Raw genomic sequence first — 14,962 nt, 5'->3', positions numbered from 1 at the left:
TCATCGCATCATGAATCGTCCGGGGAGTATGCCGCGCCGGCAGGGCGGGAGATAGCACAGGAGCCGCCGATGCCGCCCGGGAGGCCCGAAAGAGACCGCATGCCGCATGTCGTCTGCCCGCCCGATCCGAGCGAGTGGGAGGAACGGCTGGCGCCCTATGGGGCGTCAACCGGCTCCAATCCTGCCGGTGCGACCTCGGGGTGTCCCGAAACCGTCCGGTTCCGGCCTCCGCGTTTGGCCGCGTAGAGCCACGTGTCTGCACGCTCCAGGAGGGTCCCGAGATCTTCGTCCGGCTCGGATTGCGCGACGCCGAAGCTCGCCGTGACGAGGATGCCGCCGGGCTTCGCCGCTTCGATCGCGCGGCGCAGATGGTCGGCGAAGGCGTGTGCGGCGGGCAGGTCGCAATGCGGCCTGGCGATTGCGAACTCCTCGCCGCCGAGGCGGGCAACCACATCGCCCTCATGCACATTCTGGCGCAGCAACTCGCTGAAGCTGGTCAGGACGGTATCGCCGAACGGATGGCCGTGGGTGTCGTTGATCTGCTTGAAGCGATCGATATCGCACAGGATCAGGCCCATGGGGCGTTGCCGCGCATCGCGTTGCATCGCTGCGGCAAGACGGTCGAAACCGCGGCGGTTGACGGCGCCGGTCAGCGGGTCGGTCTCGCTGGCCGCGTTCAGGCTGCGGATGACGTCGCCGACGATTGCCGTCAGGAAGGTCAGACCCAGGATGACGCCGAACAGGATCAGCGAGAAGTTGAGCGCGATCCAGAACATCGTTGCGGAGAAGCTTCTGGCGTCGAGGCCGGCGATGCTGCTGTCGGTGGTCATCAGCGTCCGCAGGAAGAACTGGATGCCGAAGACCAGGATTGCCGTGAACAGGATCACGTCCGTGGTCCGCTGTCGGCGCGGGATCCCCATCAGCAGCGCCGCGCCGAAGAACAGCACGCCGTAGCCGAAGTTCAGGACGTACACGCGGATCAGCAGGTTGCGGTCGACATAGAAGAAATAGGCGATCAGCGCGATGATCACGCAGGCGATCGGCACCGTGAATATCAGGCCGGGGCGTCGCTTCAGCCGTGCCAGGCACGCCTCGATGATGCCCAGCGCCGCTGTGGTGTAGAGGAGCGCGGAAGAGACGGTGTTGAGGCCGATATCGCGCGGGATGGCCAGGATCTGGGACAGGGCGCCCGCCGCGAAGGCGGTGAATGACAGGCTGAGGATCAGGATGTAGCGATGCTGCCGCAACTGGCGCCAGGCAATGAACAGCGCCATCGCGAAGATCAGGGCGATCGTCGGGCTGAGCAGGCTGAAGAGCTGGATCTCTCGAAGCGGGCTGGTCATGGATCTGTAGCCTGCGCCGATCGTTCAAATGCGGATGGGAACAGGGATGGGTTCCTGCCTCGATTGTCTAGGCTGGCGAGTCCCGGATTGCCAGCCGGCATTCGGGCATCGCCGCGAAAGAGTGTCCATGACTGGGTGACGCAAGGTTCCATCGCCCATGAAGTCGCCCTCCGTAACGGAAGAAATTGGCCCGGCTGGCCGGCGTCGGAGTTCGGCTGCCTTAATTTTGCACCACGCGTGCAAAGTTCATAATTTCATTTGTGACTCGCACCAACCTGCGGCATGTTCTCCTTCAGCCCCGTTTCGAAGAGGGCATGGGAGGAACTAAATGTCGAATTTCACACGGTCCTTGCTCGCCGCTGGCGCGATTTCGCTCGCTGCGATGTCCACTGCACCGGCACCCGCCGTTGCCCAGGAGAAGATCGAGATCCTGACCTCGGTCCCCGGCCTGACGTTCCCATTCTTCGTTCATATGATGAACGCCTTCAAGGCTGAAGCCGAGAAGCAGGGCGTCACCGCGATCGAGAGCGACGGCCAGGTTTCCTCGCCCAAGCAGACCGCCGACGTCGAGGCTGCCATTGCGCGCGGCGTGAAGGGCATCGTCATCAGCCCGAACGAAGTCGACGCCATGGCGCCGGCTCTGCAGCAGGCCGTCGAGGCCGGCATCCCGGTCGTCACCGTGGATCGTCGCGTCGCGCAGGTCGAGGGCATCCTCGCCCATATCGGCGCCGACAACGTCAAGGGCGGCGAGGCCCAGGCCGAGCTGATCATGAAGCTCTACCCGAATGGCGCGAACATCGTGAACCTGCAGGGCCAGTCGGGCGCCTCGCCGGCCATCGACCGCAACAAGGGTCTGCACAACATTCTCGACAAGGCCGCCGACAAGTACAAGATCGTGTTCGAGCAGACCGCCGGTTTCGACCGCGCCAAGGGCCTGTCGGTGACGGAAGCCGCCCTTTCGGCGCTGAAGGAAGCCCCGCAGGTGATCGTCGCCGCCAATGACGACATGGCGCTGGGCGCCATGGAGGCCGTCAAGGGCCGCAATATGTCCGGCATCGCGATCATCGGTTTCGACGCGCTTCCGGAAGCGCTCGGCCAGGTGCGCGACGGCGGGCTGACGGCCACCATCGAGCAGTTCCCGGGCAAGCAGAGCGCCATGGGCGTGGACACGCTCGTCGCCTTCATCAAGGACGGCAAGAAGCCGGCCGAGCCCCTGACCCTGCTGACGCCGGTGGCGATCACCAAGGACAACCTCGACATCGCCGAGCGCCTCGGCGAACTGAAGTAGCCTTCTACGCTGGCAAGGCGCTCCGTGCTTCGGCGTGGAGCGCCTTCGCCGTCTCTGCAGGCGACTGCGGTTCATCGGACGGCTCTTTTCGCCTCTCCCCCGGAGAGGCGCGCGATTGCCGGTACCGCCACGCGGAATGCCAGCACGCAAGGTTCGTCGCCCGGCGGAGGCCGGGACCCGTGAATACCGGCGGCGCCCGCCGAGACGCCGCCAAGACCAAGCCTCGCTCCGCCAGACCCCGGGTGCCGGAACCATGGGTGCCGGCCTTCGCCGGGATGACTATCCTGATGCGTTACCGAAGCGGTGGCCCGTCGGGCCGGACTGATCTTTCGTTTTCGTCTCGTCCGGCTTCGGCCAAGGGCGCGCCGTTCCCTTTCTCCATCGCAAGCGATTACCGATGACCGATCCGCAACCCCTCCTGAAGATGACCGGCATCGCCAAGAGCTTTCCCGGCGTCAAGGCGCTCGATGGCGTCGATCTCGAGGTCGCGCCCGCCGAGATCCACGCTCTGCTCGGCGAAAATGGCGCCGGCAAATCGACCCTGCTGAAAATCCTCGCCGGCGCCCAGTCGCCCGATCGAGGCACCATCCAGTTTGACGGCCAGACCGTGACGCTGGGATCGCCGCAGGACTCCCAGAAGCTCGGCATCGTCACGATCTACCAGGAGTTCACGCTCGCGCCCGACATGACGATCGCCGAGAACGTCTTCATCGGCCGCGAACCCGGCCCGCGCTTCTTCATCAACTGGCCGAAGATGGAAGCGGAGACGCTGAAGCTGATCCGCCGCATCGGCCTCGAGCGCAGCCCGATGACGCTGGTTCGCGATCTCTCGGTCGCCGAGCAGCAGATGGTCGAGATCGCCCGTGCGCTTTCCATGCAGTCGCGCGTCATCATCATGGACGAGCCGACCTCCGCGCTCAGCTCCGCCGAGGTCGAGAAGCTGTTCCGCATCGTGCGCCAGCTCAAGTCCGAAGGCATCTCGATCATCTTCGTCACCCATCGCCTGGAGGAGGTGATCGAGATCTGCGATCGCCTGACCGTCCTGCGCGATGGCCGCAATGTCGGCGCCGGCAAGGTCAGCGAGACGACGATCGACGGCATCATCCGCCTGATGGTCGGCCGCGAGGTGAACGCGCTCTATGCGCATCGTGAGGCAGGCGAGGTGGGTCCCGTCGCGCTCGCCGTCGAGGGGCTGACCCGGCTGCGCACGGCGCATGATCCGCATGCAACCGAGCTGAAAGACGTTTCGCTACATGTGCGGCGCGGCGAGATCCTCGGTATCGCTGGTCTCGTCGGCGCCGGCCGCACCGAGATGGCCCGCGCCATCTTCGGCGCCGACCCGTTCGATTCCGGCCGCGTGCTGATCGACGGAGAGCCGGTCGAGATCCACTCGCCGCGCGACGCGATCCGGCGTGGCATCGGCCTTGTGCCGGAGGATCGCAAGCAGCAGGCGCTGTTCCTGGCGCAGGCGATCCGCACCAATCTCTCCATTGCCGCCCTCGACCGCATCGGCCGCTTCGGCCTGTTCGTCGACGAGCGCAAGGAGCGCGACATGGTCGAGGAATATCGCCAACTGCTGAACATCCGCATGGCCAGTGGCGACCAGGCCGTCGGCAACCTCTCGGGCGGCAATCAGCAGAAGGTCGTTCTCGCCCGCTGGCTGGCCCTGCGGCCCAAGGTGCTGATCGTCGACGAGCCGACACGCGGCATCGATATCGGCGCCAAGGTCGAGGTGCACAATCTCCTTTTCGAAATGGCGAAAACCGGCATCGCCGTCATCGCCATTTCGTCCGAACTTCCCGAGGTTCTCGCGGTCGCAGACCGGATCGTCACGATGCGCGAAGGGCGCGTCACCGGCGAGACGATGCGCGCCGACGCGACCCAGGAAAAACTCATGACCATGATGACGCTCAGCGCCGCCAGCCGAGCAGCGTGACAAGACAAGGGACATCCTAATGACGGACGCACAGAGAGTGACGGCGGAAAGCGCGCGCGTCGACTGGTTCGGTATGCTGGCGCGCTTTGCGCCGCTGATCTTCCTGATCGCGCTGATGATCATCTTCGCGGTGCTGGAACCGCGCTTTATGTCGTCGATCAACCTGTTCAACGTGATGCGGCAGGTATCGATCACCGGCTTGCTCGCGATCGGCATGACCTTCGTCATCCTGACGGCCGGCATCGACCTTTCGGTCGGTTCGCTGCTGGCCTTCGCCGGGCTGGTTGCCGCCGCCGTCGCCAAGGGCGGCATGCAGGATCGCTTCACGATCGGCGAGGGTGCGATCGGCTGGGGCTGGGAACTCGCCGCGCTGGCGGCGATCGCGGTGGGCGTTTGCGGCGGCCTGCTGCAGGGCCTGGCCATCACCAAGCTCAAGGTGCCGCCCTTCGTGGTGACGCTGGGCGGCATGTCGGTGTTCCGCGGCGCGGCGCTGCTGTTCGCGGCCGGCGGCCCGATCTCGGGCTTCCAGCCTGATTTCACCTGGTGGGGCCAGGGCAAGATCGGCCCGGTGCCGGTTCCGGTCATCATCTTCCTGGTCGCGGCGCTGCTCGCCCATATCGCGCTGCGCTACATGCGCTATGGCCGGCAGGTCTATGCTGTCGGCGGCAATCCGGAGGCGGCGCGACTATCGGGCCTCAACGTCAACTGGGTGATCTGCAGCGTCTACGTCATCATGGGCTTCTTCGCCGGCCTCGGCGCCTTCGTTCTGTCGGCGCGCCTGAACTCGGCCGAGGCCGTCGCGGGCACGGGCTATGAGCTGACCGTCATCGCCTCGGTCGTCATCGGCGGCACCTCGCTGTTCGGCGGCGCTGGCACGATCTTCGGCACGGTGATCGGCTCGATCCTGATCGGCGTCCTGCTCAACGGCCTCGTGCTGATGAACGTCTCGTCCTACATCCAGCAGATCATCATCGGCGTGATCATCGTGCTGGCCGTGGCATTCGACACCTTCGCCAAGTCGCGCCGCCGCAAGGCCTGATCCGGCCAGCCTTCGATCCGCACATGGAGAAATGGCCGCGCCTTGCGCGGCCATTTTCGTTTGCCCCGCCGCGTGATGCCGGATCGATCACGGGAAGTCGAACGAAAGCCGGCCGCCACCTGTGGTAGCATTCGGCCGGCCGGGCGGCCTCCGGGATGAGGGATCCCTGCCGGACCGCCTGCGTCCTGGAGGAGGAAGCAATGCTCGAGCATGCATGTACGCCCCCAAAGGGGTGGGGCCGGGGCCGCCGGATGGCGATGGTGGCGGGGATCGCGATGACGCTGGCCTCTTTCACGCCCGCCTGGGCGCAGGACGCCACGGAGGCCGCCGCTGCCGCCGACCAGAACCGGCAGGAGGCGATCGAGATCGTCAAGGACATGGCGCGGTATGTCGGCGGCGAGACCGACATCACGCTGTCCTTCGACAGCGAACTGGAAGTCGTCACGCCGCAGATGGAGAAGCTCCAGTTCAACAGCTCCGGCAAGGCGCAGATCCACCGCCCCGATGCGTTCCGTCTTAGCCGCACCGGCGGCTATGCCGATGTCGAACTCCTGTTCGACGGCAAGAGCGTCACGGTCTTCGACAGGAACACCAATGCCTATGCCACCGAGCCGGTGAAAGGGTCGATCGACGAGGCCATCGACAAGCTGCGCGGCGACCTGATGCTGGACCTGCCGGCGGCGGACCTGATGATCGCGGACTCCTTCAACGCGCTGATGGCCGATGTGGTCGAGGCCAAGCATATCGGCCGGGGCGTCATCAATGGCGTCGCCTGCGAGCATGTCGCTTTCCGAAACCACGACACCGACTGGCAGCTCTGGGTCGAGGTCGGCGAACGGCCGGTTCCCTGCAAGATGGTGATCACCAGCAAGACCGTTGGCGCCGCGCCGCAATACACGATCCGCATCACCGACTGGCACAGCGGCACGCAATTCCCGGCCGGCACCTTCACCTTCAATCCGCCCGCGGATGCCAGGAAGGTGGCGTTCCAGCAACTGGCCGGCATCGACGAGATTCCGCCCAGCGGCGCGATGCCGAACGACATGACATCCGCCAAGGGGGCCGCGACCTCGGGAGAAAGCAAATGACAGAGATCCGTCAAACCCGGGCGGCGCGCCCGGCCATCCGCTTCGCGGCGCTGACCCTTGGCCTCGCCGCACTTTTCATCTCCGAGGCGCCGGCACCGCACATGCCGGGCTTCGGTCTGGTCAGCCGCGCCGAGGCCGTCATCGGCCGTCCGCTGACGCCGCTCAGCTATGCCGGCGTCGCGCGCCGGACCACGCGCCGGGCGGTCGTCGGCGGCGCCTATGCCGGTGGGGCCTATGTGGCGGCGCCCTATGCCGTGGCGCCCCGGCCCGGTTGCGTGCGCGTCGTCGATGCCTATGGCCGGGTGTTCTGGCGCTGCGTCTAGGCATCCCGGCAAGGATGAGCCAGGCGGCGGCGCGCCGCCTGGAGACCGGGAAGGCGGGGGTGGTGCCTATTCGGCGGCGACGGCCTTGCGCTTGCGGTTGGCGGCGCGCGCCTTGTCCAGCACCGGCTTCAGGAAGTGGCCGGTATAGCTGCGCGGCTCCTTGACGATCTGCTCCGGCGTGCCGGTCGCGACGATCTCGCCGCCGCCGTCGCCCCCCTCCGGGCCGATGTCGATGATCCAGTCCGCCGTCTTGATCACCTCGAGATTGTGCTCGATGACCACGACCGTGTTGCCCTGGTCGACCAGCGAATGCAGCACTTCCATCAGCTTGGCGACATCGTGGAAATGCAGGCCCGTCGTCGGCTCGTCCAGGATGTACAGCGTCTTGCCGGTGGCGCGGCGCGACAGTTCCTTGGCGAGCTTGACGCGCTGCGCCTCGCCGCCGGAAAGCGTCGTCGCCTGCTGGCCGACCTTGACGTAGCCGAGGCCGACTTCCTGCAGCGTCGCCATCTTGTCGCGAATGCCGGGCACGGCCTGGAAGAATTCGTGCGCCTCCTCGACCGTCATGTCGAGCACGTCGGCAATCGACTTGCCCTTGAACTTCACGTCCAGCGTTTCGCGGCTGTAGCGCTTGCCCTTGCAGACTTCGCAGGTGACGTAGACATCCGGCAGGAAGTGCATCTCGATCTTGATGACGCCGTCGCCCTGGCACGCCTCGCAGCGGCCGCCCTTGACGTTGAACGAGAAGCGCCCGGGGCCATAGCCGCGCACCTTGGCTTCCGGCAGGCCGGAGAACCATTCGCGGATCGGCGTGAAGGCGCCGGTATAGGTGGCCGGGTTGGAGCGCGGCGTGCGGCCGATCGGCGACTGGTCGATGTCGATGATCTTGTCGATGAACTCCAGCCCCTCGATGCGGTCATGCGGCGCCGGATGGATGTGCGCGCCGTTCAGCCGCCGCGCCACGGCGGCGTAGAGCGTATCGATCAGGAAGGTCGACTTGCCGCCGCCCGAGACGCCCGTCACGCAGGTGAAGGTGCCGAGTGGGATATCGGCCGAGACATTCTTCAGATTGTTGCCGCGCGCGCCGATGACGCTGATCTTCCGAGACTTGGAGATCGCGCGGCGCTTTTCCGGCACCTCGACCGAGAGCTCGCCGGTCAGATACTTGCCGGTCAGCGAGTTGGGATTGGCCATCACCTCGGCCGGGGTGCCCTTGGCGATGATCTGACCGCCATGCACGCCCGCTTCCGGGCCGACATCGACGACATAATCGGCCGTCATGATGGCGTCCTCATCATGTTCGACGACGAGCACCGTATTGCCGATGTCGCGCAAATGGCGCAGCGTCTCGAGCAGCCGCTCATTGTCGCGCTGATGCAGGCCGATCGACGGCTCGTCCAGCACATAGAGCACGCCGGTGAGGCCGGAGCCGATCTGCGAGGCCAGGCGGATGCGCTGGCTCTCGCCGCCCGAAAGCGTGCCCGAATTGCGCGACAGCATCAGATAGTCGAGGCCGACATCGACCAGGAAGGAGAGCCGTTCGCGGATCTCCTTCAGGATGCGGACGGCGATCTCGTTCTGCTTGTCGTTCAGCTCGGCCGGCAGCGTCTCGAACCACTTGTAGGCGTTGCGGATCGACATCTGCGAGATCTGCGCGATGTGGTTGCCGGCGATCTTGACCGCCAGCGCCTCGGGCTTCAGCCGCGCGCCGCCGCAGGCCTTGCACGGCGTCGAGGCCTGGTAGCGCTCGATCTCCTCGCGCGCCCAGTTCGATTCCGTCTCTCGCCAGCGGCGCTCCAGATTGGTGACCACGCCCTCGAACGACTTCTGCGTCTTGTAGGAGCGGGTGCCGTCATTATAGACGAACTCGATCTCGCCCTTGCCGGTGCCGAACAGGATGGCGTTGCGGGCCGCTTCCGGAATCTCGTCCCAGGGCGCCGTCATCTTGAAATTGTAGTGCCGGGCGATCGCCTCCAGCGTCTGCGCGTAATAGGGCGAGGACGACTTGGCCCAGGGCGCGACGGCGCCCTGCTTCAGCGAGACGGAGCCGTCCGGCACGACGAGATCGGGGTCGATCTTCTTCTCGGAACCGAGGCCGTCGCATTCCGGGCAGGCGCCGAACGGGTTGTTGAACGAGAACAGCCGCGGCTCGATCTCGGTGATGGTGAAGCCCGAAACGGGGCAGGCGAACTTTTCCGAGAAAATGACACGGCGCTCATTGCCCTTCTCGTCCTTCTCGTCGGCATATTCGGCGATCGCAATGCCGTCGGCCAATTCGAGCGCGGTCTGGAAACTGTCGGCCAGACGCGCGGAAATATCGCCGCGCACGACGATGCGGTCGATGACCACGTCGATGTCGTGCTTCAGCTTCTTGTCGAGGACAGGCGCCTCGTCGATCTCGAAGAAGACGCCGTCCAGCTTGATGCGCTGGAAGCCCTTCTTCTGCAGCTCGGCCAGTTCCTTCTTGTACTCGCCCTTGCGGCCGCGGACCATCGGCGCCAGCAGATAGAGCCGCGTGCCCTCGGGCAGCGCCAGGACACGATCGACCATCTGGCTGACCGTCTGGCTCTCGATCGGCAGGCCGGTGGCCGGCGAATAGGGGATGCCGACGCGCGCGAACAGCAGGCGCATGTAGTCGTAGATCTCGGTGACCGTGCCGACGGTCGAACGCGGATTCTTCGAGGTGGTCTTCTGCTCGATCGAGATGGCGGGCGACAGACCGTCGATCTGGTCGACGTCCGGCTTCTGCATCATTTCGAGGAACTGGCGCGCATAGGCCGAGAGGCTCTCGACATAACGGCGCTGGCCTTCGGCATAGATGGTGTCGAAGGCGAGCGACGACTTGCCCGAGCCGGACAGCCCCGTCAGCACCACCAGCTTGTCGCGCGGAATATCGATGTCGATATTCTTCAGATTGTGCTCGCGCGCGCCCCGGACGGAAATAAACTTGCCAGAGGTCGCGCCGGAAAGCCGCGCGTCATCATGCTGAGCCATGTGTCGTCTGTCCAAATGGATGGGGTTGGCGTCGAGACGCCAAGGCCCAGATTTAGGCTATCGGCCTCTCCATACAAGGAGCAGGCCGTCATTGTCGCGGCATTCGGGTGATTCACCTGACGGGATCTTGCCAGTTCGGCATGAATTGTCTAGAACAAAAAGGGAACGAAGGGCTCCGCGCGCCTCCGGGCAGCGATTGTCTGGTGGACAAGGCCCGATTGTCGCGGGCGGGCCGTGTCATTTCGGGATAGTTTGGGGCCAGCAAAGAGGCAAGAAGGAACAGACCATGGCCGGAAGCGTCAACAAGGTCATTCTCGTCGGCAATCTCGGGCGCGACCCGGAAGTGCGGCGCATGAATTCGGGCGAGTCGGTCGTCAATCTGAACATCGCGACGTCGGAGAGCTGGCGCGACAAGCAGAGCGGCGAGCGCAAGGAAAAGACCGAGTGGCATCGCGTGGTGATCTTCAACGAGAACCTCGCCAAGATCGCCGAGCAGTATCTGAAGAAGGGCTCCAAGGTTTACGTCGAGGGCCAGCTGCAGACGCGCAAATGGCAGGACCAGACCGGCGCCGAAAAGTTCACCACCGAGATCGTGCTGCAGCGTTTCCGCGGCGAGCTGACGCTGCTTGACGGCCGCTCCGGCGGCGGCGAGCAGTCTGAGTATCAGGGCGGCGGCAGCGATTTCGGCCGCTCCAGCCCGCTCGAGGCCCCGCGCGGCGGCGGCCAGGCTCGCCAGCCGGCAGCCACCTCGTCCTACGCGGCCGATCTCGACGACGACATCCCGTTCTAGGATTTTCCGGTCCCCGACAAGAGAACAGGCCTCGGTTCACACGAACCGAGGCCTGTTTCGTTTTCAGACCATCACGCCGTCGAGAATGGCGCGGAATTCTTCCGCCGTCGCGGCGCGGGGGTTGGTGGCGTAGGAGTGATCCGCCAGCGCCCGCTCGACCACCCAGGGCAGCACGTCTTCGGTGACGCCCAGCGTGCGCAGCCCGGCCGGGATGCCGAGGCGACGGTTCAGCGCATCGAGCTCATCGGCGAGATCGGCCGAGGCGGGCAGGCCCATTGCAGCGGTGAGGCGAGCGATCTTGTCGGGCACGGTCGCATGATTGAAGCGCAGGATCGACGGCATGAGGATGGCGTTCAGCGTGCCGTGATGCAGGCTCGGGCTCTTCAGGCCGCCCAGCGCATGGCTGAGGGCATGAACGGCGCCGAGGCCCTTCTGGAATGCGAGGCCGCCCTGCAGCGCCCCCATCATCATCTCGGTGCGGGCCTCGAGGTCGCCGCCATTGGTGCAGGCGCGCTCGATATGATCCCAGATCCGGCGCGCCCCATCGAGGCCGATGGCGTCGGCCGGCGGATTGATTCGCGGCGACAGGAATGTCTCGATGCAGTGAGAAAGACCGTCGAGGCCGGTCGCGGCCGTCAGGCCCTTGGGCAGGCCAAGCGTCAGTTCGGGATCGCAGATGGCGCGCTTCGGGATCAGGTGCGGGCTGATGAAGCCAAGCTTGCGGCCATCGTTCAGGGTCAGCAGCGCGGCGCGGCCGACCTCGGCGCCCGTTCCGGCCGTGGTCGGAACGGCGATGATCGGCGCGACCTTGGCGCCGATACGCGCGACGCCGCCGAAAGTGGCGGCGTAGGGCTCCAGCGGGCCTTCATGGGTTGCAAGCAGCGCGACGCCCTTGGCGAGATCGATCGGCGAGCCGCCCCCCACCGCGACGACGCCATCGCAGCCTTCGGCCTTGTAGACGTCGAGTGCCGCCAGCACGGCTGCCTCTGTCGGATTGGTCGGAATATCGAGGAAGAGCGGGGCGCCGGCCGGCAGAAGGGCGGTAACGCGGCCCAGCAGCCCGGATGCCTGCAGGCCCTTGTCGCTGACGACCAGCGGCCGGGTCACGCCAAGCGCGGCGAGGGCATCGGGCAGGGCCGACACGACGCCGGCTCCGAACTCAATCTGCGTCAGGTAGTTAATCGTGCTCATTCGCGTTCTCTTCCCGGTACGATATTCAAGGCAAGCGGCCGGCGCGGAGATTGGCAGCAATGGTCGCCGAGTGACAGATGGTTTTTGCCTTCGCCGGGACGGCGCGGGCCGTTTTCAAGGAAAGGGCCGTGGTTCGATGCCGATATTGCCGGATGTGCTGGCGCCGGGGCTGGATATTGTTTTCTGCGGGACGGGCGCGGGCGCATGGTCGGCGCGAGTCGGGGCCTATTACGCCAATCCCGGCAACAAGTTCTGGCCGACGCTTCACGCCATCGGGCTGACGCCGCGGCGGCTGGCGCCGGGCGAGTTTCCGCAGGTGCTGCAATTCGGGCTCGGGCTGACGGACGTGGCCAAGGAGCATGTCGGCCAGGACACGGCGATCGACCTGGCCCTGGTCGAGGCCGGAGCGTTGCGGGAAAAGATCGAGCGATATGCGCCGCGCTTCCTGGCCTTCACCAGCAAGCGGGCGGCGAGCCTGTTTCTCGACCTGCCGACGGGCGTCATCCCCTATGGCGAGCAGGAGACGCCGATCGGCGCGACGCGGGTCCACGTCCTGACCTCGCCCTCGGGCCAGGCGGGGCCGCACTGGTCGATCGAGCCGTGGCGCGCTCTGGCGCAGGCCGTTGCGGGGGAGTCTGGACAAGCAGCCGGACTCGCCCCCCAATGCGGCGACAAGACACCGGCCGGAACGGGCGGTTAGGGCACAGGGAAAGCCATGACGACGATCGCCTCTCTCTATCGTTATCCGGTCAAGGGATTCTCGGCCGAAGCGCTGGACCAAGCGGAGCTCCGGCCGCGCCATCGGTTCGACCATGACCGCGTCTATGCGATCGAGAACGGCCCATCCGGTTTCGATCCGGCGGCGCCCGCCTACAAACCGAAGGCGAAATTCCTCTGCCTGATGAAGAATGCGCGGCTGGCCGAGTTGGAGACCCGCTTCGATCCCGCGACACAGGTCTGGTCGATCGAGGGCCATGGCGCACCGTTCGCCGCCGATCTGTCCGATCCGGCGGGCCGGGCGGCAACCGAGGCGTTCCTGACCGAATTCATGGGCGAGGAACGGCGCGGACCGCTGAAGGTGCTGTCGGCGCCGGGCCATGCCTTCACCGACGTCGGCAAGCCCTACATTTCTTTCATCAACCTGGCCTCGGTGGCGGCGGTGGCCGAACTGGTCGGCGCGCCCGTCGATCCGCTGCGCTTCCGCGCCAACATCAATCTCGACGGCCTGGACCCCTGGCAGGAACTGGAACTGGTCGGCCGGGAGGCAACGATCGGCAGCGCGCGGGTGCGGTTCGCCAAGCGCACGCAGCGCTGCGCCGCGACCAACGTCAATCCCGACACGGCGGCGCGCGACCTCGAAATCCCCGCCACCCTGCTGCGAAGTCTCGACCACATGGATTGCGGCATCTATGCCGATGTCATCGAGGGCGGCGAAATCGGCGTCGGCGACGAACTCAGGCTGATTTAGGCCGGTGTGCCTGTGGGAACACGAACGGGTTAGGCCCATGTAGTCTATTTCATCGAGCCGTCGGGGGGCTGGGTGGTCCCATCGCCAAAACCGATGGGGCGCGTAAAATCGGCCGCGAGGGCGGCGCGCGGTCCGACATGTCGTCGATTTGGCATGGGATTCAGGCAGGGTGGCGCAGCGCTGTCTGGTCGCGACGTTCCTTAAGGGCTAACCAGCGTGGTCGCGCGTCACGCGGGCGATAGCCTGGCGAAACCGGATTCGCCGCCGCGATGTGTTCGTTCCGGGATCTACACCCCTTCTCCGCAAGAAAGCCTCCGTCACTATGCGCGCCGTCGTCATCAACATGGACCGCTCGCCGGAGCGCCTCGCCGCATTTCGAACGCAGGCCGACTCGCTCGGCATCGAATTCGAGCGCCTCGCGGCGGTCGATGCCGCAACGATCCAGGCGCGACGGGGGCGTTTGACGATGGGTGAGATCGCCTGCTTCGAGAGCCACCGCCTGGCCTGGAAGTCCCTGGTGCAAAGCGGCGAGCCGTGGCTGGCGGTGTTCGAGGATGATGTCATCCTGGCGCCTGCCGTCGCGCCGTTGCTCCGCCAGGCGGACTGGATCGCCAAGGACGTCGATCTGATCAAGCTCGAGACCTTCATGGCGCGCACCAAGATCGCCCCGGCAGGGATCCCGGTCGCCGGTACGTGCCTTCATCGCCTGCAGGCCACCCATTGCGGCTCGGCCGGCTACATCGTTTCGCGCCGCGCCGCCGAATGGCTTTTGAGCCGCACGCAAGATTTCACCAGGCCGGTCGATATCGTCCTTTTCGATCCGGAACAGGCGACCTGCCGCGGTATCCACATCCTGCAGGCCGTGCCGGCGCTCTGCATCCAGGAGCGCTTTCTGAGCGAGAGCGTCGATCAGCTGCCGCAACATGATGGTCTGATCGAACGTTCGGAGGTGGTCGAGACGGTGGCGCTGCGCGGGCGCGCCAAACGGCTGCATGAGGTCCGGCGGGTGTGGCGGCAGATCTCCCGGCCGAGATTGCTGTGGCAGGCGCTCCGGCCGTCCCGCCGCCTCGTGGTTCCGTTCCAGGATCGCTGAGCGCTACCCCATCGGCACGACGCGCAGGATGCTCCAGCGCGAGGTGCCGGAGACGACATGCGGCTCCAGCTTCTTGCCCCATTCGACATGGGCCGGGATCTTGGCGATCGCTTCGAAAATCCGTTCCAGCTCGGCCAGGTTCTCGACCATCAGATTGTTTTCGATGGTCGCTTCCAGCGCGCCGATGGAGCCGGTCACGACCGAGGAGCGCGCCGGGTCCACGCCAGCCTTGGCGCCGATCTCGCGATCCCATTCCCGCATCAGCTCCAGGGCTTCCTGCTTGTGTCCGAAGCGGGCGTCGATCTGCCAGCGCGCGATGAACATGATCGGTCCTCCGAAGCTCAAGGCGCGCCGCCCTGTGCGGCGGCCTGGCCGGAAGACTAGCATGCGTTCGGCAGGGCCGATCTTC

The 14,962-nt window shown here is 65.9% G+C and carries 13 protein-coding genes; 9 read left to right on the top strand and 4 right to left on the bottom strand.

The genetic code is table 11. The features are described from left to right. Positions 1-155 precede the first annotated feature (155 nt). A complete protein-coding gene (locus tag OSH10_RS14185; protein ID WP_266332473.1) occupies positions 156-1,343 on the bottom strand; it encodes a GGDEF domain-containing protein in 1,188 nt (395 codons plus the stop codon). A 328-nt stretch (positions 1,344-1,671) separates the two neighbouring features. Between OSH10_RS14185 and OSH10_RS14180 the strand changes: the two genes are divergently transcribed. The 5 genes from OSH10_RS14180 (at position 1,672) to OSH10_RS14160 (ending at position 7,017) form a co-directional block, all read left to right on the top strand. After that, a complete protein-coding gene (locus tag OSH10_RS14180; RefSeq protein WP_266332471.1) occupies positions 1,672-2,631 on the top strand; it encodes a substrate-binding domain-containing protein in 960 nt (319 codons plus the stop codon). 397 nt (positions 2,632-3,028) lie between these two features. After that, positions 3,029-4,567: a sugar ABC transporter ATP-binding protein gene (locus tag OSH10_RS14175; RefSeq protein WP_266332470.1), complete on the top strand. Its 1,539-nt coding sequence runs from the start codon at positions 3,029-3,031 to the stop codon at positions 4,565-4,567. 19 nt (positions 4,568-4,586) lie between these two features. Then, a complete protein-coding gene (locus OSH10_RS14170; RefSeq protein WP_266332469.1) occupies positions 4,587-5,606 on the top strand; it encodes an ABC transporter permease in 1,020 nt (339 codons plus the stop codon). Positions 5,607-5,806: 200 nt separating this feature from the next. Beyond that, a complete protein-coding gene (locus tag OSH10_RS14165) occupies positions 5,807-6,694 on the top strand; it encodes a DUF2092 domain-containing protein (RefSeq protein WP_266332468.1) in 888 nt (295 codons plus the stop codon). Continuing rightward, positions 6,691-7,017, top strand: a complete 327-nt coding sequence (locus OSH10_RS14160) for a hypothetical protein (protein ID WP_266332467.1) — start codon at positions 6,691-6,693, stop codon at positions 7,015-7,017. Before OSH10_RS14165 ends, OSH10_RS14160 begins: the two co-directional genes overlap by 4 nt. A 66-nt stretch (positions 7,018-7,083) precedes the next feature. Here the strand turns inward: OSH10_RS14160 and uvrA are convergent, their stop codons facing one another. Continuing rightward, positions 7,084-10,011, bottom strand: a complete 2,928-nt coding sequence (uvrA, locus tag OSH10_RS14155; RefSeq protein WP_266332466.1) for an excinuclease ABC subunit UvrA — start codon at positions 10,009-10,011, stop codon at positions 7,084-7,086. 286 nt (positions 10,012-10,297) lie between these two features. On the opposite strand from uvrA, the gene ssb reads away from it, so the two are divergent. Continuing rightward, positions 10,298-10,801: a single-stranded DNA-binding protein gene (ssb, locus tag OSH10_RS14150; RefSeq protein WP_266332465.1), complete on the top strand. Its 504-nt coding sequence runs from the start codon at positions 10,298-10,300 to the stop codon at positions 10,799-10,801. A 63-nt stretch (positions 10,802-10,864) separates the two neighbouring features. Here ssb and OSH10_RS14145 read toward each other — a convergent pair whose 3' ends face one another. After that, positions 10,865-11,992, bottom strand: a complete 1,128-nt coding sequence (locus OSH10_RS14145) for an iron-containing alcohol dehydrogenase (protein WP_266332464.1) — start codon at positions 11,990-11,992, stop codon at positions 10,865-10,867. Between the two features lie 136 nt (positions 11,993-12,128). Here OSH10_RS14145 and OSH10_RS14140 point away from each other — a divergent pair, with 136 nt between their 5' ends. The 3 genes from OSH10_RS14140 (at position 12,129) to OSH10_RS14130 (ending at position 14,553) form a co-directional block, all read left to right on the top strand. Next, positions 12,129-12,692, top strand: coding sequence for a mismatch-specific DNA-glycosylase (locus tag OSH10_RS14140; RefSeq protein WP_266332463.1), 564 nt, complete (start codon positions 12,129-12,131; stop codon positions 12,690-12,692). Positions 12,693-12,707: 15 nt separating this feature from the next. Then, positions 12,708-13,460, top strand: coding sequence for an MOSC domain-containing protein (locus tag OSH10_RS14135; RefSeq protein WP_266332462.1), 753 nt, complete (start codon positions 12,708-12,710; stop codon positions 13,458-13,460). A gap of 322 nt (positions 13,461-13,782) precedes the next feature. Beyond that, positions 13,783-14,553, top strand: coding sequence for a glycosyltransferase family 25 protein (locus tag OSH10_RS14130; RefSeq protein ID WP_266332461.1), 771 nt, complete (start codon positions 13,783-13,785; stop codon positions 14,551-14,553). A 3-nt stretch (positions 14,554-14,556) separates the two neighbouring features. Here the strand turns inward: OSH10_RS14130 and OSH10_RS14125 are convergent, their stop codons facing one another. After that, on the bottom strand, positions 14,557-14,877 hold the full coding sequence (locus tag OSH10_RS14125) for a hypothetical protein (RefSeq protein ID WP_266332460.1): 321 nt from the start codon (positions 14,875-14,877) through the stop codon (positions 14,557-14,559). Between the last annotated feature and the right edge of the window lie 85 nt (positions 14,878-14,962).

Source organism: Kaistia defluvii, from assembly GCF_026343955.1.
Taxonomy (GTDB): Bacteria; Pseudomonadota; Alphaproteobacteria; order Rhizobiales; family Kaistiaceae; genus Kaistia; species Kaistia defluvii.
The sequence above is the reverse complement of the archived record's forward strand: the minus strand, read 5'-3'. Positions and strand labels throughout refer to the sequence as shown.